The 23,149-nt window shown below is 53.4% G+C and carries 22 protein-coding genes; 6 read left to right on the plus strand and 16 right to left on the minus strand.

The window, feature by feature from the left end; genetic code table 11:
* The first annotated feature begins 4 nt into the window (after positions 1-4).
* Together IPJ68_02055 and IPJ68_02060 are read left to right on the plus strand one after the other, a co-directional pair.
* Positions 5-1,171 (plus strand): glycosyltransferase, encoded by a 1,167-nt coding sequence (locus tag IPJ68_02055; GenBank protein ID QQR79034.1) that lies wholly within the window; start codon positions 5-7, stop codon positions 1,169-1,171.
* Between the two features lie 29 nt (positions 1,172-1,200).
* Positions 1,201-2,151: a flippase-like domain-containing protein gene (locus tag IPJ68_02060; GenBank protein ID QQR79035.1), complete on the plus strand. Its 951-nt coding sequence runs from the start codon at positions 1,201-1,203 to the stop codon at positions 2,149-2,151.
* A gap of 2 nt (positions 2,152-2,153) precedes the next feature.
* On the opposite strand, the gene IPJ68_02065 is transcribed toward IPJ68_02060, so the two are convergent.
* Positions 2,154-4,400: a glycosyltransferase family 39 protein gene (locus IPJ68_02065; GenBank protein QQR79036.1), complete on the minus strand. Its 2,247-nt coding sequence runs from the start codon at positions 4,398-4,400 to the stop codon at positions 2,154-2,156.
* A gap of 92 nt (positions 4,401-4,492) precedes the next feature.
* Between IPJ68_02065 and IPJ68_02070 the strand changes: the two genes are divergently transcribed.
* Together IPJ68_02070 and IPJ68_02075 are read left to right on the plus strand one after the other, a co-directional pair.
* Positions 4,493-6,289: a glycosyltransferase family 39 protein gene (locus IPJ68_02070; protein QQR79037.1), complete on the plus strand. Its 1,797-nt coding sequence runs from the start codon at positions 4,493-4,495 to the stop codon at positions 6,287-6,289.
* 11 nt (positions 6,290-6,300) lie between these two features.
* Positions 6,301-7,827: a hypothetical protein gene (locus tag IPJ68_02075; GenBank protein ID QQR79038.1), complete on the plus strand. Its 1,527-nt coding sequence runs from the start codon at positions 6,301-6,303 to the stop codon at positions 7,825-7,827.
* 87 nt (positions 7,828-7,914) lie between these two features.
* On the opposite strand, the gene IPJ68_02080 is transcribed toward IPJ68_02075, so the two are convergent.
* The 8 genes from IPJ68_02080 to IPJ68_02115 all read right to left on the minus strand — a co-directional run bounded on the left by IPJ68_02080 (position 7,915) and on the right by IPJ68_02115 (position 14,800).
* Complete coding sequence (locus tag IPJ68_02080) at positions 7,915-8,445, minus strand: hypothetical protein (GenBank protein QQR79039.1); 531 nt, start codon at positions 8,443-8,445, stop codon at positions 7,915-7,917.
* 179 nt (positions 8,446-8,624) lie between these two features.
* A complete protein-coding gene (locus tag IPJ68_02085; protein ID QQR79040.1) occupies positions 8,625-10,097 on the minus strand; it encodes a flippase in 1,473 nt (490 codons plus the stop codon).
* Positions 10,094-10,693: a hypothetical protein gene (locus IPJ68_02090; protein QQR79041.1), complete on the minus strand. Its 600-nt coding sequence runs from the start codon at positions 10,691-10,693 to the stop codon at positions 10,094-10,096. Before IPJ68_02090 ends, IPJ68_02085 begins: the two co-directional genes overlap by 4 nt.
* A gap of 18 nt (positions 10,694-10,711) precedes the next feature.
* A complete protein-coding gene (locus tag IPJ68_02095; GenBank protein ID QQR79042.1) occupies positions 10,712-11,272 on the minus strand; it encodes a histidine phosphatase family protein in 561 nt (186 codons plus the stop codon).
* 6 nt (positions 11,273-11,278) lie between these two features.
* The gene (locus IPJ68_02100; GenBank protein ID QQR79043.1) at positions 11,279-12,784 is read right to left on the minus strand and encodes an RtcB family protein; all 1,506 of its coding nucleotides are present in this window, start codon (positions 12,782-12,784) and stop codon (positions 11,279-11,281) included.
* 6 nt (positions 12,785-12,790) lie between these two features.
* Positions 12,791-13,279 (minus strand): hypothetical protein, encoded by a 489-nt coding sequence (locus tag IPJ68_02105; GenBank protein QQR79044.1) that lies wholly within the window; start codon positions 13,277-13,279, stop codon positions 12,791-12,793.
* Between the two features lie 19 nt (positions 13,280-13,298).
* Positions 13,299-14,441, minus strand: coding sequence for a glycosyltransferase family 4 protein (locus tag IPJ68_02110; protein ID QQR79045.1), 1,143 nt, complete (start codon positions 14,439-14,441; stop codon positions 13,299-13,301).
* Positions 14,438-14,800 (minus strand): hypothetical protein, encoded by a 363-nt coding sequence (locus IPJ68_02115; GenBank protein ID QQR79046.1) that lies wholly within the window; start codon positions 14,798-14,800, stop codon positions 14,438-14,440. The genes IPJ68_02110 and IPJ68_02115 overlap by 4 nt, the downstream gene beginning before the upstream one ends.
* A gap of 155 nt (positions 14,801-14,955) precedes the next feature.
* Here IPJ68_02115 and IPJ68_02120 point away from each other — a divergent pair, with 155 nt between their 5' ends.
* Positions 14,956-15,561: a hypothetical protein gene (locus IPJ68_02120; GenBank protein ID QQR79047.1), complete on the plus strand. Its 606-nt coding sequence runs from the start codon at positions 14,956-14,958 to the stop codon at positions 15,559-15,561.
* A 124-nt stretch (positions 15,562-15,685) separates the two neighbouring features.
* Positions 15,686-16,729, plus strand: coding sequence for a GTP-binding protein (locus IPJ68_02125; protein ID QQR79048.1), 1,044 nt, complete (start codon positions 15,686-15,688; stop codon positions 16,727-16,729).
* 66 nt (positions 16,730-16,795) lie between these two features.
* Here the strand turns inward: IPJ68_02125 and IPJ68_02130 are convergent, their stop codons facing one another.
* The 7 genes from IPJ68_02130 to IPJ68_02160 form a co-directional block, all read right to left on the minus strand.
* The gene (locus IPJ68_02130; GenBank protein QQR79049.1) at positions 16,796-17,164 is read right to left on the minus strand and encodes a hypothetical protein; all 369 of its coding nucleotides are present in this window, start codon (positions 17,162-17,164) and stop codon (positions 16,796-16,798) included.
* 427 nt (positions 17,165-17,591) lie between these two features.
* Entirely contained in the window at positions 17,592-17,960 is a 369-nt protein-coding gene (locus IPJ68_02135) for a hypothetical protein (protein QQR79050.1), read from the minus strand.
* A 419-nt stretch (positions 17,961-18,379) separates the two neighbouring features.
* Positions 18,380-18,898 (minus strand): hypothetical protein, encoded by a 519-nt coding sequence (locus IPJ68_02140; protein ID QQR79051.1) that lies wholly within the window; start codon positions 18,896-18,898, stop codon positions 18,380-18,382.
* Positions 18,899-19,011: 113 nt separating this feature from the next.
* The gene (locus tag IPJ68_02145) at positions 19,012-20,937 is read right to left on the minus strand and encodes a hypothetical protein (GenBank protein ID QQR79052.1); all 1,926 of its coding nucleotides are present in this window, start codon (positions 20,935-20,937) and stop codon (positions 19,012-19,014) included.
* Between the two features lie 4 nt (positions 20,938-20,941).
* Positions 20,942-22,072, minus strand: coding sequence for a glycosyltransferase family 4 protein (locus tag IPJ68_02150; protein QQR79053.1), 1,131 nt, complete (start codon positions 22,070-22,072; stop codon positions 20,942-20,944).
* Positions 22,073-22,089: 17 nt separating this feature from the next.
* Complete coding sequence (locus IPJ68_02155) at positions 22,090-22,653, minus strand: AAA family ATPase (protein QQR79054.1); 564 nt, start codon at positions 22,651-22,653, stop codon at positions 22,090-22,092.
* 15 nt (positions 22,654-22,668) lie between these two features.
* Positions 22,669-23,142 (minus strand): hypothetical protein, encoded by a 474-nt coding sequence (locus tag IPJ68_02160; protein QQR79055.1) that lies wholly within the window; start codon positions 23,140-23,142, stop codon positions 22,669-22,671.
* Positions 23,143-23,149 lie beyond the last annotated feature (7 nt).

Raw genomic sequence — 23,149 nt, forward strand, 5'->3', positions numbered from 1 at the left:
AAAAATGAAAGTCCTTTTCCTTAACTATGAGTACCCGCCTCTTGGCGGCGGCGCGGCCAATGCGACTGCCTGTATTCTCGAGGAATGGGGCCAGGATAAGTCGCTTGAGGTCCATCTGGTCACCTCAAGTATCAGTGCTGAACTGAATGAGACGATGCTTGGTGCCAATGTGTTTATCCACCGTTTGCCGATTGGGAAAAACGCGGGTAATCTGCACCATCAATCGATCAAAGATGTCCTCGTCTATAGTCTGAAGGCATGGTGGTTCTCGCGTACGCTCATCAGAAAGCAATTGACCCCATTCGATATAACGCTCGCTTTCTTTGGTGTGCCATGCGGATTCCTTGCTCTGCTTCTCAAAACAGAATTCCGTATTCCGTATGCCGTGGCGCTTCGTGGATCGGATGTCCCAGGCTACAGCCACAAGTACCGGTGGTTGTACCCTTTCCTCCGACCGGTTATTCGTCTGGTCTGGCACTCGGCATCGACGGTTGTCCCGAATAGCGTCGGTCTCGAAGTGCTGGCCAAGGAGACAGCGCCAGATCAGTCGTTCACCATCATCGAAAATGGAGTCGATGTCCGCCGCTTTTTACCTGATCAGGCCAAACGCCCAAAGAGCGAGTTCATCATTACGCCTGGAGCCTCTCGGGTGACGGAGCGGAAGGGGTTGAATTATCTGATTGAAGCGATCGGGATACTCATCCCGAAGTATCCAAACATACATCTCAAAGTCATGGGTGATGGCAGCGCCAGACCGGCGCTCGAGGCGCTCGTTCGAGAAAAGGGGCTAGAAGAAAAGGTGACCTTTCTCGGCCGGATACCGCGCGAAGCAACCGCTCCTTATTACCAGGAGGCCTCGCTCTTTGTCCTCCCGTCGCTCAACGAAGGAATGAGCAATGCCATGCTCGAGGCGCTCGCTTCAGGACTGCCCATTATTGCTACTCCGACTGGTGGAACGGCTGAGTTGGTTCAGGAAGGGATAAATGGTATGGTTGTTCCGGAGAAATCTGCCGAAGCGCTCGCGAAAGCGATTGAAATGTTTCAGCAAAACCGAGAGCTCATCCTTGCTTATGGAAACGAGAGTCGTAAGCGAGCCGAAGCGCAGAGCTGGCAGCGGACAGCGAAGGATTTTCAAAAACTTCTGGCTGAATCTATACGGCGCAAGAATTGATGGTTAAGAAAATCAGCCCATCAGCCACTATGAAGGATTGGAAGACGTTACTCAAAATTCTCGTGTCGTTCGGGCTGGTAGTCTGGTTGATTGAACGCGTGGATTGGCCAACGGTTGGTCATATCTTGGGGGGTGTTTATCTGCTCTTTATTGGAGTGTATATTGTCCTTCAGATCACGGGGAATATTATCTCTGCCGCAAAGTGGCGTTATCTCGCCGGGCTCCAGGGGAGCGCTACATTTTCGCTGAGAGATGGATTCTTTGCCTATCTCACGGGAGCATTCATTAACAATTTTCTGCCGTCGACAGTCGGAGGTGATACGTACCGAGTGCTATGGATGAGTCGCACCAGTGCCCGAGCAAGGGCGTTTGCGGTTGTTTTTTTTGATCGCATCACTGGACTGGCCGCACTCTTTCTCTTTTCCGCTTTGGGCTTAGCATTCTTGCCCTGGCAGTTACTCCTTGAGAAGCCGGGATTCATTATTCTTTCAGCGATTGTCTTTTCGGGAGCGCTGGTGATTCTCGCAGGACTGTTTCTCATTCGAAAATACTTTGAAATCGTTCGGGCACTTTTCAGGCAACTGCCCTGGCAGCGTATCCCGATGATCGTGAGTCAGTTTCAATCGTTCGCACTGTACCGTCCGTATGGAACGACACTCGCCTGGGCCGTACTTTTTACGGTGGTCGGCATCGGGGGGAGTAATTATTTCTTGTTTCAGAGTCTCGGAGCCGAACTTTCGCTTACCGGATTTTTTAGTGCGATTTTTGTCGCGACACTCGTCGCAAATATCCCGATTTCGATTAATAATATCGGCGTGAAGGAATGGGCGTATGTCTTTTTCTTCGGACTGGTTGGCGTTTCAGTCGAGGTAGCTGTGACGGCCGCACTCCTGTCGCGACTCCTCCAGATGCTCATTTCTTTCATTGCTTTGCCCAGCTATATCGCTGAGCGTCGGCAGGGGCAGGCTGAGACAGTCTGACGTTACTCTGCGTACGGGTAGATTTTCACGAATTGGTTCGGCCGTCCGTTGATGAGGATTTCATGGATAGGTGACGGCTTGTGGTAATACTGATCATAGCGGATGACATTTGATACCCCGCTGTTAGCTTGCCCGACGACAATTTTGGTCGTTCGGCTTTCACGACCGGACGAGACTACGATGTAATCAATCCCTTCCCGGCGCCGGGTATCATAGTTTCCGAAGCCACGCCGACACTTGCCGACAAAAAACTTGCAGACACCGTCTTTGTCGGTCCAGATCGTCAGATTTTCTGCATCTGGCTGGCGGTTGAGCCACTGGGCAGCCTCATAGCTTCCTGGTCCCATATCCTTCACGTCGGTGTGGAAACGGTCCGGCAAGAGCGAAGAAGCATAGGAGAGGGGGAAAGGTGTCGTCACGAGCGTGCTCAGGCCGGTCACGCCGAGAAGGCTGAAAAGCAGAGTGAAAGCATAACCGGCCTTCAGTGTCACGAAGCGATCGAGGAGCACCAAGAGCCCGAGTGTGGCAAGGAGGGTAGCAATCGGGAAGAGGATGATCTGATAGCGGACAATCATCGCGACACCGTTGCCCGTCGCCCCGACATAGTAGAGGAGGATGAAGAGGATGAGGTAGAGAGCGAGTCGGGCTTGATCATCCGCGAAGAATGCTTTGCGGAAAATGAGGGACACCCCAGCGAATATGCCGAGGAGGATGAAGGGAGGGAGACCAAAAAGGAGCGGGTAGAAATTCGTGAGAAAGATCCCGAAGATATCGGTTCGTCCGGAGACTGTCTTGGGCGAGGAAAGCAGGCTCATAAAGTCGTACCCTGTCATCCCAAGCCAGCTGTTTACGAGAACTGTAAGTGTCGCCACGAGAAAGAATCCCGCCGCACCCCAACCAATCCACACTCGGGCACGCTCGAGGCGGCCGAGCAGATAGGAGAGGGCCCGGGTTCGATTCCAGGCGAGGTCGATACCGATGAAGATGAGTAGGACGATGAACAGTGGAGCGAACTTTTCAAAGGCTTGGCTGTACAGTGTCGATGTGATGAGTTTTTCGGGCTTCACCCACACGGCCGGGAAGAGCACGTAGAAGGTGGCGAGCGCCGTGAAAATGAGGATAGAAAGATCGGAAAGGGATCGTTTCAGGTAGTCGCTGAGAGAAACGGCATGCGCCCGTTCCTGGTAGATCCATTCGAGGAAAACGAGCCCGACCATGAAGACGATCACGAAGTTGGCGACGTACTTGGTCAGGAGGGCGAGTCCGACGAGGACACCGGAAAGGATCAGGTAACGGTAATGACGGCGTTTCAGGAAGACGAGATAGGCCAAGAGCGCCTGAGGGACGAAGAGCCAGAGGAGCGAATCGGGATTGATGATGGTGCTCATCCCGAGGAGGACAGGTGAGAGGGTGATCCCCGCATAGGCGAGCAGGGCATCGCGTTTTCCCAACAGTCGTTCGATCAGGACATAGAAGAACGGGAGGAAGAGTGTAATCGTGATGAGGAGGGGGAGCCGGAGGGCGTAGTAGAGAGTTTCGATGTCGAGATCCTTAGCATGGAGTTCGCCGCCGGAACGAATAGCTTTGTAGTCTTTCGTATCGACGAACCAGATGCCTGGGCCGGCAGCAAGAGCGACGGTGATGCCGGGTTTGTCGCTGATGCGCGTCCCTTTCCAGTCGCGTTCACCGATATTCTTCCAGTACTTCGGTATCCGTCCGTCTGTCCAGAGCGGTTCATCGACAGCGGCGAAGTGGGTGAGACCGTGGTAGCCGAATGAGAAGAAGAGGATAGTGAGGAATGCTACTGCGAAGAGAGTTAGGAATCCTTGTTCCCGGATCCAGGGCAAAGCCGAGCGCAGTGCATGCGCGAGGAGCGGGCGTTCCCCGGTCTCTCTCGTCACATAGACATGGATGGCGACCATCCCCGCGACGAGGATATAGAATCCGATCGCGATGAGGAAGACATAGTGGAAGTTCTTCGATTGGGACAAGCCGAAGATGAGGGTGAGTTCTGTGGGGAAAAAAAGGAGCAGGAGCCGCTCGAGTATTCGTCGGACCCGGATGGAACGCATGAAATACAGGACGGCACCGACGGAGAGAATCCCGAGAATGAGAAAGGCGAGGTAAAAGGGGTCGTTGTTCTCGGTGAATTTCGCCTGAGGAAACCACTTGAATTGCTGAGAAACGAAGAGGAGTGCGTTTCCAGCGAGGAGCGTGGAGAGGATCGACGGAATGAGGCGTTCGGCCATATTTTTGCTCTAGAATGAGGAAAAGGCTACAATAAAAGGGCTAATTCATGGCCTTTCTCCTTATCATAGAGGGAAACGGTTGAGATGAAAAGATGACTGCGAACCGGCAAGTGCGTCTCGTCTGGTTGGGCCTCGCACTTATTGTGGCGTTCGGTTTTTTTCTTCGAAGCTATCACTTTGTTGACTGGCTCCATTTCGAGTTGGATCAGTCGCGTGATGCACGAGTCATCGATGCCGCACTTGAGGCAGGCCCGGGCGCGTTGCCCTTGCTCGGGCCGAAAGCGGGCGGGACTTTTCTCCGGCTCGGTCCAGGTTTCTATTACCTCCAGTATCTCGGTGCGTTGATCTTCGGCGGGTCGCCGGCGGGGATGGCGATGATCGTCATGGTCGTATCGGTTGTATCGATCGGTCTTTTCTTTCTCCTCATTCGGCGGTTTTTCCCGGATTGGCTCTCGCTCATGCTCACACTCGCGTACGCCGTTTCTGAATACTTCGTCATGTACGGGCGATTTGCGTGGAATCCGAACATGCTTCCGGGTTTCCTTCTCCTTGGGATGTACGCGCTTCTGCGATCGGTCGGCGGCAGTGAACGCCATCCGGGCCGCTGGTTTGCGGTTTCTATCGCCGCATTCGGTATCGCGACTCAGCTGCACTTCCTTGCGTTTCTGGCCGTTCCCACCTTCCTCACCCTCTTCCTCTTGCTCCGACGGCCGAAATTTCGGGCACGGACCTGGGGTCTGGCGGCAGGAATCGTCTTACTCTTGTATTTCCCGATGTTCTTGAATGAGCTTGCGACCGGTGGAGCGAATACGCGCCAATTTATCGGTGCGATTACCGAGAAATCAACCAAGGAAAATCATACGCTGCTGGAAAAAATAATTCGTAATGGAGCTGAGCATGTGCTCGCCGGTCTCGTCATCACGACCGGTTTCGAGGGCGGGACGCTGCCAAGGGTGGAGACAGTGAGTGGCTTGCTCATCAGCTGCCAGGGGAAATGTGATGTCGGCAAACCCTATGGCCTGGCCGCGGGGGTGGTGTTTCTCCTCGCGGTTGTCGCCTCGGTCCTACTCTTCGCTCGGGAAACAGAGCAACGGAAGAAAGACTTTTTCCTCGCGGTGGGTCTTTGGTTCCTTATCACCTTTGTCTTGTTCACGCCCTTGGCCTATGGGATGGCACCGCGCTTCTTCCTGCTCTCTGGACCGTTCTTCTTTGTACTGATTGGTTGTCTTATGCTCCTGGTATCTCGACTGATGCCATGGAAGAAACTCGGACATACCGTTGCGGTCACGGCGCTGGTCATTTCGGCGGCGTTCAATTATTCATCGCTCAACTTGCGCTTTGATGAATTATCGCGGGCAGCGAGCGAACCGGTAGACAGTCCGCCGGATCGGATATTGAAAGAACGCATCCGGGTGACACTCGCGCAGCAGGAACGGATCGTCGATTTCCTGCAGGCCCGCTCGGCCGAGTATGGCTATCCGGTCTATATGTTCAGTGAGCCACAACATCGTCGGGCACTCAAGTACCTCATGGAGCGGCGCGGCATCGAGAACGCGGTGCTCGGTTATGACGGTATCTATCGACAAGGAGTTTACTACCTCGTTCTCCGAGCGCAGTCTGAGCTCGAGGATGCACTGCGGAAATACCGAGCCTACTATACCATTGGCTCGACCGTTCCTTTCGGGACGCTCGTAGCGATTGAACTCATTCCTCAGCCATCGGCGATTATCGGCGAGCGGCAGGACTTCTCTGTGTCGAAGCCGAGCGATTCGCTGGCTCCGCGGCGTTACACTTGGAGTGAGTACTTCGGTCAGATGGACAGTGGACTGCCAGACGATACGACATCACTCGACCAGTCCGAGGATGCGGCGAATAATCAATCCGAATAATTATCCTTGGTATGCTCAATGGGAAGCGAACCCTGCAGGTACTGGTTGCGATACTCATTCTCGGCACCGTCTTGCGATTTTATCATCTCGGTGAAAACGCATTCGTGGCGGACGAGTTTCTCGATATCAATTCGGCGTACGGCTATCACCAGACCGGACAGTGGCAGGCCTGGGATTTCAATTTTGCGAAACCCAGTGAGATGAATGGAAACCAGCTTCGCGATGAACGGGCCGCTCCATACAAATGGCAGGTCGCGCAGGTCTTCTCCTTGCTGCCACCGACCGAGGGTGTCGCTCGATCGGTGAGCGCTCTGTGGGGAGTCTTTGCGATCTTGGTCGTATACTGGTCCGCCTGGATATTCACCCGCCGTCGAGACATCAGCCTGGTCGCGGCCCTTTTGTGTGCGATCAGTGTCTCGGCGATTATCTTCAGCCGGCGACTTCGCATGTACGCGATGTTCTTCCCATTGTATCTCGCCAGTGCAACAGCCTTCTACGCGGCCTATGAAAACGCGTACACTGGCAGTATCCGCGCGTGGAAGTCCGTGTCGGAACGTTTCGGTATCCATCTTCCCTACATCTTGCTCGGCGTCGTCCTGACTGGTCTCTCGCTGTCGGTCCATCAATTGGCAGCTCACCTCCCATTGTCATTGGGAGCGTACCTACTGGTTCAAACCATCCGTCAGTATCGGAGCACGGGAACCTGGCAGCACAAGTACGGCTATACGGTCTTGCTCGGTCTCATCGCGTTCGTGGGCGGCTTGGTCTTCTTTCCGAAAGCGATTCAGGCCTTCCTGCAGGGGCTTGTCTTCTTCGATGATCATTTTGGCTACTTGGCGCATGCCTTGAATGATTTTGCGACCCCTGCCATCGGCGCAGCTCTCATCGGCGGCGGGGTCTGGTACCTGTTCCGGCAGCTAGCGTCCCGTCCCGCGGCGCTGTATCTGTCTATCGCCTATGCGCTTCCGCTGGTGATGGCGGTTTTCCTGTGGCGGCGCAATGTTGGTCCGCAGTATATCTTCTTCATCCAATCGTTCGGGATGATCTTGGCCGCGGCGGGTATCGTAGCAATCTTCGAGCTCTTACAAAAGATGATGGCCGAGCGGTGGAATCGGCGCGCAGCCATCGCTCTTTCCCTTGGGCTGTTCGTGCTCGTGCCAAACCTTGCGTACTTCCTCGAAGAGAACAATACCTATCACGAAACCTCGACGGGCGGCAATCCGAATTATCGCAAGGTCTTTGCGTATTTCAAAAAAGAAAAAACTGCCGACGCGGTGCTCATCACTCGGAACTTCCGCAACTATTATTGGAGCGGTGCAAACACCCAAGTATTTGATTTCGGGGGAGAACTTTCGAAAGAGAAGCTTTCCTTAGCGGACATCCAAAAGATACAAGCAGAGCATCCCACTGGCTGGTTCATTTACTCGGGCAATGACGAAGACTATATCTCGTCTGAAGTGGAACGTTTTGCTGAGAAAAACTGGGAGCGGGTCAGCAATGCCCAAGTCCGTGGAGACATCACGGTCTATCACTGGTAGTCGAGGCCGAAAAAAGAGGACTGAAAAAAAGAGCCCCGGCCAACCTCATGGTTCGAGGTGGTCGGGGTATGGCCGGAGTCAGGCGTTTCATGCGGCGAGACCCACGGTTGCTTCGGTTGCGGTAAGCGCTCGGGAGAGCTCGGTCAGCAGTGCGTTGACGGCTGACGGCGTGGCCGTATCCGACAAGAGCACACGTCGGTACAGGCTGGAATCAACGCAGAGGAGCGCTGAGAGCCGGTCCCGGTATGAACCAGGTCGCCGCCACTCGGTCCAGCAGATACCCATGCGACGGCTAAGTCCATGCTCCACTCGCTGGAAGTTTCGGACGAAAGTCCGGAGCAGCCGCACTTCAAGTGCATGGATCAGCGGGATTCCGCTGCACTCGGTGAGTACATGATTGTACTCGAGGAAGGGACGGATAGCGGCCGAGATCCGGAGCAGTCGGAGCATAGCCCTTTGCTCATCATCCTGGTTGCCCTTTGCTCGGGGTCGGTTCGTTGCGAGAGCAACCTGGATGGCCGCCTCGTTGGAGAAGCGGGTTTCCTCCAGGAACTTTCGAAAAAGAACCGCAAAGGAATCCCAATAGGTACTAAACTGCAACACCTGTGCGGTGTTCATGATGAACTCCTTTCACAGAACATTGAACACTGATACAACAATCATGGTAAAAACCCACGAAAGTCACCCTTGTTTCATACCATTGGTATACTCCCAAAAGGAGAATTCCACAAGGGCATTTTCTATCTTCTGTCAAGTCCCCCGAAAGAGAGGTAAAGAAATGCCTCGGGTATGCCTTTTTAAGGCGCTTTCTTCGTGAATAATCGAAGGAGTGGAGCGGTATCAGCCGGCGTGAGGACTCCAAATGCACGCAACATGAGAAAATGCACTCCTGTGAGGAAGGATCCGGATGCGATGAAAAAAAGATGTGTCCGGGGGAGATATCGGGCAGCGATGACAATACTCACCATGCCGAGAAGCGAAACCGCGATGAGTCTGAGTGAGAGTCGCGCTTTGAAGTGAAGCTCGGTATAGGCGAGTATCGAGAGCATCAGGACGCCAGAGATAATCGTCGTCGCCATCGCGGCGCCGGTGATCCCGTAGCGGGGGATGAAATAGAGATTGAGGAGGATGATACCAATCATACCGAACAAGGTGAGTTTCATCGGCACTCGGGCTTGTCCTGCACCATTGAGTGCAAAAGCGAGGATATAGAAAATGGTGAGGAAGCCGACACCGACCGCGTAGATCCGCATCGGCGCAACTGCTTCGGCATACTGACCGCCATAGAAGAGATTGAGTACTTCTGGCGCGAAAGCAATGAGGAGGGCCACCATCGGGAAGAGCAGGAGTGTGAGTAAGCGCAGGGCCTGAGTGATGAAACGGGTGGTTTCGGCCTCGTCACGCTCTGCGTTAAGCTTGGATACGGTTGGGAGCATGATGAGGGCGAGGGCGTAGAAGAGGTAGTAGGGGATGCGACCGACGGTGATAGCGGCATTGTAGATCCCGGTTAGGTGGTCGCTTCCGAGCATGGCTTTGACGAAATACAGGTCGAGGGTGAGGATACACTCATAAAAAAGCAGAAAGAGGGTGACTGGCCAGGCGTACTGGAGAATTGTTCGCATGGAAAACAATGATTCGTCTTTTGTGCTGTGGGCGGCCAGGAAGTGTCGCTTCATCGTTATTCGTTCGGCAATGAGTCCGATGAGGAAGACGACGAGCGGGGCGGCGATATAGCCACTGATCGCTCCCTGGACACCGAAGTAATAGCCGAAAAGGATGATGAAAATAATCCGCGCCAGGGCCCGGCTCATTTTGAGCATGGCCTGGATTCGGAAGAAGTGCAGGCCCGTGAAGAAGAAGGCATTGAAAGAGGCCGCCGAGAATGCTGGGATGATGAGCGCGGAGAGTCGGAAGAGAGGTGTCAGACCAGGGTCATTGAGGAGCACGGCAATCACGGGCGCAAAGAGGAAAAATATGACAGTGACCGATCCCATGAGGAAGAACTGGAGTCGAGCGGCTGCCCTGCGAATCCCGTAGATTTTTTCTGGTGTCGTTTCGAAGACTTCGCTCAGGTATTTGGACATGGCGGTCGGGATGCCATTGCCGATGAGCACGATGATCATGGTGGTGAGAGTGACGACGAGCCCGAATCGGCCGTAGTCGGAGGGCCCAAGGATGCGCCCCATCGCAGAGTGGATGATATAGCCAGCCAAGTTGAAGACGATCTCGGAGAGCGATAACCAGAAGAGGGATCGGGAGAAGGTGCTCATAGTCGTTCAAGAACCGTCTGATGGATTTTTTCTGGGTTGTCATCAGCTTCGACAAGGATAAAGTCCCAAAGCGCCGCCGCCTCGGCAAAGAGCAGTTGTTTGTCTTTCAGGTAGGCGAGACCTTGCTCGGGCTGTCGTTCGCGCGCCATGACGCGCTCCGGGTCGATCGAGAGGAAGAATGCATGGTTGGGTTTTGGGATGAGACGCGTCATCCAGGCAGCATACGGTGTCTTGAGCAGAGTACCGTCGAGATAGGCGATATTGACGAGGGAATCATAGAGATAGCGATCGGAGAGGAGGTAGTCAGTATCAGCGTGCTCGAGGCGGCGGACATACCGTCGGAATCGAAGGACATCGACGAAGAGAATGATCTGACGCAAGAGCACGCCGAGGCCCGAGCTCTTGATGACCGCTTTCGCTGTGCCGGGCTGGCTTGCGTGACGGCGGAACAGTCGTTTGGCTGCCTGAGGCAGACTCCACTCGACGGCGTGGAAGTAAGCGACTCGGGCGCCGCCTGTCTCTACGTATTTCCGGAGCAGCGCGAGCTGGCTCGACTTCCCCGATCCATCAATGCCGCTGAAGGTGATGATTTTCACAGCAAAGAAATGACGTGATTACCGTGAGTCTTCTGATAGAATGTACTCCCAACCAGGTTGCCAGTTCTTCGTCTTCCGCCAATCATCTGCGAGCGCTTGCTTCCATGTCTTGCCATTGATCAGAACATCCAGCGAGAGTTGTGGAGCCTTATGCGCAACGATGGCAACACGTTTCCCGTCGTAGTTTTTCTTCAGGAATTCGAGAAAGTCTGCCACACGTGCTTTGACATCCTCATAGCTTTCTCCTTCCGGAAATGGCTTTTCAATGCATTCTTCTTCCTGCATGGGCTCAACGATATCAGATGAAGCGCCATTGAGTGTTCCATAATTACACTCACGCAGTCTGGCATCGGGGATAATTACATAGAGACCTTCCCATGAGAGCTTTGCCGAGTTGTGGGCGCGCTGTAAATCAGAACAGAAAACAACATCAAATGTCTTGTCTTTGGTCTGCTCTTTCAAGTCAACGGACTGCTTGACTCCAAGTTCGGAAAGTTCGACATCTTTCCAACCAGAAGATACATGTCGTTCGTTATCCGTAGTGGTGCCATGAACAAAGTAGGTAATGTAAACGGGCATAGGAGGTTAGTACATGATGATCGAGACGGGCATGAGGCGGGCGACGGGCTTGACGATATTGTTTTCTTTGACCGTCGCGATGATGTCGTCGATCCGCTTGTAGTGCGCACTGTCCTGTTCGATGACTTTGGAGGACTGGCCATTGTAGAGCCTCACACCGCGGGCTGTGAGTTTCTCATGGAGAGCTGACTTGTCCTCAGGGACAATCGTATCCGATTTTGACTTGGCCTTGCCGGCGCCATGATTGCAGGAGTAGAAGCTCGACTCGTTGCCGTCCATGCCGACGCAGAGGAAGGCTTCGGTTGACATCGAGCTCGGGATGAAAGCGGGCTCGCCCGTATCCTTGAACAGCGGGTGTCCCGCCATGCGCGATGGACCATAGGCGCGGCTCGTGCCGTTGCGGTGTACCCAGACGGACTTCCCGTAGTGCTCTTCCTCCGAAACAAGGATATGCGGCATGTCGTAGAGGAGCTCGAGCTCAGGATCACGGCCGAGGACCTGCTTTACCGTCTCACTCACGTTGTGGGTGATGGTCGCACGGTTCGCATGAGCGAAGTTGGAGCAGGCATTGCGCGCCGCCATGTACATCTCGCCTTCCGGTCCGTGGCCATCATAGGTGAAGAGCTCTTCTTTGGCGCCGAACTGGTAGGCTTTGATCTTCTTTGCGATCCGATCGTACACTGGCCGGAGCGGTGAGCGGAAGAGAAACTTGCCGAGCTCGACCATGATGGCCTGCGAGAGGTGCTCGCGCTTTTTCGCCGTGTACATGTACATCGTGTATTGGCCGAGGATGCCCGATCCACAGTGGACCATGAAGACGTATTGGCCGTTTTGGAGACCGAATTTCTTGGCGGTCTCTTCGTCTTCGATGCCGGTCACTTTCATGAGGTCAAGGAAGTGATTACCGGCCGCGCCGAGGATGCCAAGCCGAAAGGTTGCAAACCAGAGGAAGAGTTTCGGGATGACGCTGTAGATGCTCTCGCGTGAAACCTCGCTGCCGAAGAAATTTCCACTTTCGATGCAGTGCGTCTCCTCGTTCTTCGTCTCGATACCGAGCGCCGTGATGAGCGGACGAATGCCGCCCCGGCAGATATCGACGACGGTATCAAAGGAAACCCGGGTACCGACAAACTGCTTCGTCGGGACGGTCGCGACGAGCGCCTGAAAGAGCACATCGAGTTCCTCAGGCGTGATATTGTTCTCGGTCAGATTGGTCTTCACCAGGCGCATGCCACAGGCCGGATCGGAGTCATTGACCTGGGGGAGGATGTGGTGTTCCGAAGTGACCGTTGTACCGGTGGCGTTCTTGCGGCCTGGCTTGGAGTGGACGTCGGCCATGGCCGCGATGTGATGGAACACCGTGTCGTTACTCGCGACACTTTCGAGTTGTTCTAGCGTCGCATCGCTTGGCATCAGGTCGTCGCCGACATGGAAGACGACGGGGACTTTCATCTGGTCCGTCTTCATTTCTTGCTTGAGATTGCCGATTTTCTTGATGGCGTCTTCGAACATAGGATTTTATTTGTGGTCGCCGAAGGGTTCAATGGAACGATTGGGGCGAATAAGAAAGCGTAGTGAATAACCAGCACCATTTTCTTCTTTATGGAGAAAGTCAGCGAGACCAGATTGGAAATTTTCGAGAGCAGCCCATGAACAATCCTGATCGCGTTTTTCGGGATGGAGCTTAGATCCGAACGGTGACTCCCTGCCTTGAGTCGTGTGCAGATTGATACGGTAGACTCCTACCGGCCACCAAGAAGTATCGAGAGAGTAGTATCCGTCTTTATTGGCGGAGAGAGGCATCATTGTATCATCGAGCTTATTTCCAACCCACATTCCGTACGGAACATGAGGATAGTATTTTTCCATTAATTCTCGAGTTTCTTTGACACGGGTGTCATCATTATCAAGCGCACTATAAGCCGAACCTACCCATAACCAGGCCGTATCGGTCCCAAGGAGCGTTTGAGAAAAGCGCATTTGATCTCGTGAAAGTTCAATTAGCATACGAATAAACGGTAACAAGTTAGAGGGAAGCGTAGAGTTCACCGTAGTGTCGGGCCGTTTCTCGGAGGTCGAAATGTGTTTCGGCATAGGTCCGAGCGGTTTGCCCGATTGCTGCCCGAGTATCCGAATTATGCTTTAAATAAAGGATAGTATCGATCAGTGCCTGGTCATCGAGCCTGGGGATGGTAACAGAAATTTGGTCATTTGAGAACTCTCGAAAGGCTTCCAAGTCAGAGAGGATGACGGGCTTTCCGCAGGCATAGGCCTCGATGATGACGAGCGGGACGTCGAATTTGCCACGGAGGTCGCCCACAGGAAATGCGATCACATCCGCGGTATTGTAGACGGTGGCCATATCGGCGGTGGCATTGCCATCGTCGAAGCGGATATGTTCGAGGCAGCCGGCCTGACGGAACCGTTCCCGTACTTCTTCGCGTTTCACTCGATCGGCTTCGTTCTTGATCCGGCAGGCAAAGAGGAAAATAAACGGTTCAGAGATCGGAGCTGTGAAATGGCGAATGAGCGTTTCGACGAGATAGTCTGTCGCGCCGAGCCGAGTGTATTCGCCAGGGTAGACGACCAGGAAATCCTCGGGTGTGAGGTTGTATGAATCAAGGACGGCCTGGCTCTTCGGCCGGGGCTGATACTTTTCCAGATCGATGCCGGGATAGATCCGCTCGACATTGTCGAAGCCGAGCGCATTCAGTTTCGTCTTGGTCGCATCGGTGTAAGTTGCGAGTTGATCTGCGAAGAAAAGGTGTTTGAGAAGATTTCGAGGGTATCGATCTTCACGAAGTGTCGCGACGGTTTGGATACTTTTAGGACGGAAAGGTGTAAAGTACTTTATGACAAAAGCATTGAAGAGTGTCGGAGTAAAGAGGTAGTGAACAATGTCGTATTTAAAACTCTGAGCAAATAAATAGAGCGGAAGTCTCGCTTTCTGAAGAAATGGATAATGTGATTTAGCTCCAGTTTTTTGTTTTGAATAGAGTGGGTGAAGAATGACGTTGGTACCCATATCCTTGAGTCCTTCCGGGGTTGTCAGAACATGCATCGTCAAATCTTCATTGCGAATGTTTTTGGCTAAAAAGTACGCAAAGTTTTTTGAGGCTTCATCCCAAGGCGGGACAATCGGTCGGGTCGCGAGGAGGATTTGCTTCATAGTGAGCGATAGATGGTTTCGTCGCGGCCATCGTGCGAGACGGTGATGGTGATACGTCCAGAGACGGGCATGAATGGTATCGAAGGGACGTGTGTCATATCGTTCCCGGGTTCGACTACGAATACGCCCGTGGCGAGGGTCTGATCATCGGCCGAGATAGTGTAGCGGAAGTCAGCAGTTGTCGTATGGTTTGAGACGACAAAGTCGAGGCTCGCCGCGTTCTTCGGTTCGGCGAAAGACAAGCTCCACCAGTTTTTCCCAGTGTTCGGATCAAGCCCCCGTTCGTTCACCGAAAACAGGTACGCGGCCGAAAGCGCAAAGAGAACAATCAAGCCAAAAATGAGGCGTTTTTCAGTCATAGCAGTACCGCTAGTATACTGGGAATAAAGTAATATTTCCACATACTCTCAGAACCCGCACGCAAACCCTAAATCCCGTTTCCTCTACCTGTACAAAGTGTGTTACTATAGTACCAGTCTTTGTACAAAGAGAAGTTATTCTATCCAAGATTCTTATGCATCCGAAAACTCAAGAAGCTATTTGGTACGGAGCTTCAGCCAAACATACGGGTAACATCTCGATCAGTGGAGTGCTCCTCGGTGTCGTTGGGATGACGGGCCTCGTTGCGATCAGTCTCGTTGCTCCAAACGCTCTGAAACTGCTTCAGGCGATACCCACGCGAAATCGCCGCCGATCAGACAAAAAGTCTATTGATCAAACCCTAGATAAGCTCATCCAACAGCAGCATATCCATAAGGTACGAAAAAATGGAGCAAGTTTTTATATGCTTACCAAGAAAGGGGCGGCACAGTTGGCGAAGCTGAGACTCTCGATGGGTGCGCTCACTATTCCAAAAAAATGGGATGAAAAGTGGCGTATAGTGACCTATGATATTAGTGAAAAGCGACGTTCTAAACGAATACTGTTATTGCGAGCCTTATATGAGGCGGGATTTTATCACCTGCAGGATAGCGTGTGGGTTTATCCGTACCCTTGTCGAGAGCTCAGTGTGTTACTCAAATTTCACTTCGCGCTGGGGAAAGAAGTCTTGTATATTGAAGCAGCAGAAATTGAATTAGAGCCAAAATTGCTCAAACACTTTGGCCTACAGAGGAACTGATGCTGTGGTTGAGATTTATTGTACAAAGTGTGTTACTACCGTTACTGGATTTGTACAATAAAGTGACGGGAGTAGGTTATTGACGTATGATTGAGCGCTGCCTATGATGCAGTGACCTATGGTTATGTCTGAGAAACTTTCACCAGTATTCAAGAAGATCCCAGTCACTATCCTGACGGGCTTCCTCGGCGCCGGCAAGACCACGCTCCTCAACCATATTCTCTCGTCCAAGACCGGTGAGAAGATCGTGGTCATCGTCAATGAATTCGGCGCGGTCGGGATCGATGGGGCGTTGGTGGTCGGGGGCGAGGAGCACCTCGTCACGCTCGACAATGGCTGCATCTGCTGCACGGTCCGCAATGACTTGGTCGAGACCCTGACTGACCTTCTGAAGCGGAAACTCGGCATGGCAGGAGAAATGGCCGAAGCAGGGGAAAGTGCTGCCCCACTTGTTTTCGATCGGATTGTGATCGAGACCACGGGCTTGGCTGATCCCATCCCGCTCGTCCAGACATTCATGATGGATGATGTCCTCATGGCAGCCTATGAAATAGCGGCCATCGTCACGGTCGTCGATGCCGTCCATATCGAAAAGCAGCTCGGGTACCTGCCCGTAGCAGCCGAGCAGATCGCGCTCGCCGACCTCATCCTCCTGTCCAAGACCGATCTCTTCTTGGGCGAGGGAGAGAGCGAAGAAAGAAAAAAACGTATGTCTGAGATCGAGTCAAAAATTCAAGCCATCAATCCTGCGGCTCCGATCATAGCGACTGTCATGGGAGTGATCCCGAATGCCGAGCTCTTCCGCGAGCGGCGTTTCTTTGCGGCACCCGAAACCGTCCAAGGACATGACCACACGAGCCATACACACGGCATCTCGAGCGTTGTTCTAAAAACAGATAAGTTAATCGATATCGACCGGCTTTATGCCTGGATCGGGGAGCTTCAGAATAGCCTCGGCCCCGACCTCCTCCGCTACAAGGGCATCATCTATTCGGACGAGTACCCAGGCAAACACGCTGTCCTGCAGGGTGTCCATGCGCTCTATACCGTCACCCCAGACCGCGAGTGGAAAGAAAATGAAAAACGCGAATCCGTCATCGTCGTCATCGGCCAAAACCTCGATCGTGAAGCGATAGAACAAGGATTCAAGCGGTCACTAGCAGACTAAGAGGCAAAAAGAAGACGACCTCTGAGGTGGGTCGTCGTAGCTTCGGTTGAAGCGCCTTGGTGAACCCTAGTTCACCTTCTCGATCATTTTCAGCGGGCCGCTGGAGCAGGGCGATTGGCCGCCGCAAGGGCAAAGCTTGCCGAACTCGTTCAGCGCAGCTTGGACGGACGTCCACGAATTCGGCGACGCAGCCTTGACCACGGCCAGATCGACCTTCTCGCGAAGGTGGCGCGGCTGTCCCTTGAGGTTGGCCAAAGCAAAGGTGATCTCCATCATGGTTTCGTGAGGCTTCTCGTCGAAGACCGCGGCCTTGTAGTTCGAGATGTTGCCAGCGCCGATACCGGCCGCGCGGCAGATGGCTTCGTTGGTCACAGTCTGTGCCAGGGCAGCGGCAGACATGGTAGCGAGAAGGGCAATGAGAAGGAACTTGGACATGTTTACACTCCTGTTTGGATTGACGTCTGACGAGGGAATCTCATCAGACTTTATATGATAGCATATAACGTGCCATCAGTCAACTATTAAAATGAGGCTTGAAAAAGCCAGAATTTGCGAAATATTTTGATTGCTGCTAGTCCGTCACTGTCATGGGTGAGGTCTGTGTAGAATAGGGCGGAGGCTTTGAAGCGCTCGAAAGTCTGGAAGCACAGCGTGCAGGACCGAGAGAATGATCGCGATGGGCAACTGTCGAGGTATAAGGTGCGCAAGCATCCGCGGAGCCGACCGTGAAATACGCCCCGGGCGTCAAAAGGTGACCGGCATGTCGAGTTGGATGTGCCGTTTTTTTTTACACAAAAAGAAAACGACCCTCTTGTAGGCGGGGTCGTTGTAGCTTCGGTTGAAGCGGCCTCGTGGGACTTAGTCAGTCCTTCACCTTCAACGGATTGGTCACCGGCATGGAGCATGGCGCTTGGCCGCCGCAAGGACAAAGCTTGCCGAACTCGTTCAGCGCGGCTTGGACGGAGGGCCAAGACTTCGGCGAAGCAGCGTTGATCTTGGCGACGTTGACCTTTTCTTGCAAGTAGCGTGGTTGTTTGGTAAGGCTGACCGTTGCCGACAAGATGACCAGCATCGTCTCGTGGGGTTCCTTGTCGAAGACCGAGGCCTTATAGTTGCTGATGTTGCCAGCGCCGATACCGGCCGCACGGCAGATGGCCTCGTCAGTCACATCCTGCGCCAGGGCAGTGGCGGACACGAGGGCGAGGGCGGCGATGATAAAGAGCTTGAGCATGGAAACCTCCAGTTGTTGATGCCGATGAGAATTCATCGGACTGCATATGATAGCACGTTTTGTGCCATCAGTCAAACTAAAAAGTGGCTTTATAGAGCCGTAGTTTTCACTTATTTCTCACCTTGTACTAGTCTTTTTCTGTTACTAGTGAGGCCTGTGTAGGATAGGGCGGAGGGCTTTGATGCGCTCGAAGGTCTGGAAGCACAGCGTGCAGGACCGAGAGAATGATCTCGCGGGCAGCCCCCCGAGGTATACGGTGCGCAAGCATCCGCGGAGCCGACCTTGAAATACGCCCCGGGCGTCAAAAGGTGACCGGCATGTCGAGTTGGATGTGCCGTTTTTTTTTACACAAAAAGAAAACGACCCTCTTGTAGGCGGGGTCATTATAGCGTCGGTTGACGCAGCCTATTGCTGCATGGCTACCAGGTGGGTACGAACCTGGCCAGCCCAATGGTGTCCAATTTCACGTAGTGGACATAGATTTTGTGGAGGATGTTCGGAACCTTAATGACGTCATTTCGCCAGTTACGTGATGTCACTGGGTTAATCTCAGCTTGCACGAAGACGCCGTTGCCGTACAGGTTGCCGGGACCACACTTTGCCTGAATGTGGACGGTTTCGGGCACGCCAATGACATCAACGAAACAACGCCCGGTGCGGTCGGTTTGACGACGGATTTCGTTCGTGCTTTCAGGAACCTTCGTCCAGTCGTTTCCGACAATCACCCAGCCGTCTTTGGCAAAGGCGGCCTGGATGTCCTTGAATGCAAACTCGACTGCGTTTCTGTCGGCTTTCGGACTGTCCAGGCGATAGCTCACGGTGATTTCCGGCATCCCCTTCTTCGAGAGGAGTGCGTAGTTGTCCGTGTCTTCGGCATGCGCGCAGGAAGTGACGATCGACAGCAGGGTGACGAATAGCGTGGTAAGGAACTTGGACATGGAAACCTCCGATTAGGTTGGTGCCGACGAGGAATTCATCGGACAACACATGGTAGCATAAAACGTGCTATCAGTCAATATAAAAAGAGGCTTATTGAAGCCGTAAATTTCACTTATTTTTCGGTTCGTTCAAAGATAGCGGCGGTTTGGCTGGTGTAGAGCTTGGAGAAGGAGTCGGATTTCTCGAACTGCGCCTTGTCGTACTCGGGGTTCACGACGAGATAGCGGACCTCGGTCGTTTTGAAGCAGGCTTCGCCGAAAGCGGTGTTGGGCGTCGAGATCATCGCGAGGGTGCAGCGCTCACGGCGATTGCCGCCCTCTTCGTAGCGGCCAAAGAGTCCGCGCGAGAGTGGATAGCCATAGTCGCGGTGGAAGGAGAGCTTCATCCAGGCGTCGGCGGAGAGGTAGTTGTGGTCCTTCAGGATCATGGCGCCATCGGCGTGGTCGGCCAGGTAGCTAGTCGCCGCAAAGGTCTGGACGAGTTCCTTTGAGCGGTCCTTGGTGCTGAGCGAGCTCGCATTGTCGAAAGAGCCCGAGCCGACGAGGAAGACGAGGATAGCAGCGGTCGCGAGCATTCGGAAATCCACTGGGAGGTTTGATCGACTCCAGAGCGCGCCAGCGAGCCAGGTGAGTGCGAAAGCGGCCGCGAGCGCGAGCGGATAGGCCAAGTAGCTCCCGATGCGGCTCGAAGGGATATCGAGGAGGAGAAGATGCGGATACATGGCCATGACGAGGAGGATGCCGCCCCAGCCGATGACAAACCCGCTCTCGATCGGTCGGCGGCGGACGAAGCCAAGCACGAGAAGAATGCCAAAGACTCCGAGCGCGACTTTTCCCATGCCGATGGAGTTCGAGACTTGGAAGAAGGAAAGCCCGGTGCGCGTCGTTTTGGTCGGGGTGCCGATAGCGGAATCGATCGCGGCGGTATCGAGATAAGTCGGGAGCAGGGCGAATCCCATGAAGAGTCCGGCGAGGAGGAGGACTGATAGTACTGCTGGAGAGAAAGCGAGGCGAAGCCAATCACGGAGGAAGTTACGCTTGCTCATCATGAGGCCGAGCGCCGTGATGGCGATCGTGCCAGCGAGGATGAATGCCAGGACAAGGGTCGAGAGATGATGAGTGTAGGCGAGGATGAACGCGAAGAACAGCCCAACCGCGATGAAGACCGAACGTCGCTCATGGAGCCCGCGATAGAAGAGGAGTAGCACCGCCGGGATGAAGAGATTGCCAAAGAGATTGCCCACGACGCCGCCAGTCACGAATTTCGCCTGGGGTGAGGCCAAGGCGAAGAGCGGCCCGAGGATGAGGAGAACAAAGAGTGCGACATACTCGGGACGGATGTCTTTCTCGAACGGCTGCGCGACGCGAAACGCGAGCGCTGTCACTGCGAGGACGGAGAGGAGATTGATGATATGCAGGAAGAGAATCGGGAACGCGCTCGTGAAGTCGAGGCTCGAAAGTTCGGAGAGAAACGCGAGCGGGAGATGTTCGCCGATGATGAAGTCAGCGATACCGCGGGGCGGGGCGACGGTTGCCGTGCCAGTCGCGGGATCGACGACGATCTCGATTTTTTCGTAGTTTGGGAGGGCTTTGGTCTCGCGGATCATCTCGGACCAGTAGACATGATGGCCGAGGTCGGTCGCGGTGGGGAGGATGTTTGGCGCGAGATAGATGGTACGAATGAGAAGGGTCAACGCAAAGAGCACGAAGAAAATACGAAGGCCGTTTTTCGTGAAAGTCGGCACGGGATCGTTTATAGTCCCGGCAAGGGGCTTCTTCGCCCAGAGTATCGCTCCACCCAAGAGGATAAGGAAGACAAGTGAACTGCCGACATACGGGAGCGAGAGCGGGAGACCGAACCGTCCGAGGAGGAGCATGATGAGATCGATCGCTGCGAGGCTCGTGAGGAAGCTGAAGACGATCTCTTCTAATCCAGAGAACACGCGGCTGAAAATCGCGCGCCACCAGATGAAACCGGGGACGAAGAAAGCGCCGATGAGGGCGAGGAGGAATGCGGCGGTATGGAGGAGTGCGTCCATAATATTAGTGCGTGTTGGTTACGCTTTTCACGAAGTCTTCGAGAAGCGCAGCATAGCGTTGGCTGATGATCGACCAATGAAAGTGTTCCCGTGTATAGCGAGCCGATCGTTCGCCGAAAGCCTGACGTTTCTGCTCATCAGTGAGGAAGGTGTTGATTTTCTGCACGAAGTCCGCGGCATTTCCCGCCTCGGCAAAGACGCCGTTCTCACCATCCACGACAGCTTCCTGAAGTCCTTCCAGACGGGAGACGACGATCGGGAGGCGGGAGATGCTCGCTTCGAGGACCGAAATACCGAACCCTTCCATGGTCCCTGGGACGGGGATATTGGGCGCGACGGCGACATCGGCTGTGTGGAGGAGGAGTTGGACGTCTTTTCCGGGAAGATTCATGAGGAGGATGACCCGATCCTGCAGACCAAGCTCTCGGACGGCCTGTTCGCAGCGCGGGAAGAAACTCGTGTCACCCGGGACGCCTTTTTTGGCGACTCCACCCGCAGCGACGAAGAGCACTGACACGGGGAGCTTCGGCATGACATTTCGGATAAACCATTCGACGCCCTTGTGTTCGACGAAGCGGCCCAAGCGGAGGATGATCTGCCGGCCGGCGATGTCTCTTCCAAGGAGTTTTTCCAGTTCTGTCCGTTCATATTCACCGGCAAAAGTCTCGGGATGGATGCCGTTTGGAATAACGAAAGCACGTTCGGGCGCGATACCGATACGGAGGGCGACTCGTTTCGTTTCCTGACTCACGCAAATAACACCATCGAGGGCGCACAGCGAAGGAAAGTGAAAGAATCGGTAAACGCGCGGCAGGAAGCCTGACTTTTCGGCAAAGGTGAGATCGAGGCCATGGACGACTGATACGACTGCTTTTCGTGGAAAGAAAATTTTCGCGATAGCACCAAGTGGCGCGAGGACACCGTCACCGAGGAGGAGGGCATCATGACTTGGGAGGAGGAAGAGAGTTTTGACGAGCGCGAATGGAAAAAATATCGGAAGGAAACTCTTCCCGCGGCGGTTGGCGATGAGAGTCAGCTCGCACTGACCCCCAAGAAAACGGGCGAGGTCAGCATTCTGCTGCTCGATACCGCCGATGGTCGGTGGGAACGCACGTGAGACGAAGAGAATACGCATACATTCTGAAAAATCAATTAGGAAGCGTTTTCTATGATCTTCCAGATATAAGCTAGGGTTTCTGGAGGGTTGAGATTATCCGTCTTGATAATGATTGCGTCCTTTCTTGTTGTAAGAAATTCTTTCATGGCATTGTGGAATTCGATAACAGTCGTAGGGGTAACTGATCCATCTGGTCGAAAACCCCTCTTTTCAGCACGCTTCATCAGTGTATCCTCATCAGCCATAAGAATGAATTCGAAAAAAATCCCGCCTTGTGCCAATGTTACAGATCGATAGATATCGATTGCTGATGCCATTTCTCCATAAGAAGGTTCATCAAAGAGCATCTTATCAATTACGACATCGAAACCGTCAGATACAGCTTCTTCAAGAATACGTTTTGTGAATTTTCGCGCAACCGGGTAGCTTATTTCTGGGAATTGCTTTCTAGAAGTTATCAGATGTCGAATCTCATCTATATTGATTCGTATGCACGGCTGAGGAAGCTTTTTGCATAAGAGCTCAACAAGCGTTGTCTTCCCGACCGCCCCAGGTCCGTTTATCAGGATAACACGAGGTATTCTATTGGTCTTTGTCATAAAATAATCAGAAACTCATTTTAGGCCTGAGATTTTTCTCAGATATTCTTGCTTCTTTTCTGTCTTTCCGCTTGTCAATGATTGTTCGTAGCAAGAGATGAGATCGGCTCTGCTCATAAACAGCAGTGGAGTGTCATTTATCAGTCCCTTAATAAGGGATTCCTTTTTCAGTTTGAGATTCTTTATGTCATGGAAACTGAGTTTGTTCCCTAAGTAGAACACACGTAAAGAAGCCGGTGATGGCTCAATGATGAACTGAGTAGTATTACTGATCGCTTTTTCGATTTTTGGAAACCATTCCGAGGGAACAATAAAATCTATATCTCCGATAATGATATCTTGATCGCCTGAGTAGAATGCGTAGGCGACGCTTCCGTATACGATTGCAGCAGCCTGAAGCCCCGGGCAATTCCCATAAAGCAGACAAACACCTTCGAGCATCGTGTCGAATGCCTCTGCATTTTTTGGTCGGTATATCCTATCGCTCATGATTGAG

It is taken from the genome of Candidatus Moraniibacteriota bacterium, from assembly GCA_016699425.1.
Lineage (GTDB): Bacteria > Patescibacteriota > Minisyncoccia > Moranbacterales > UBA1568 > SSEF01.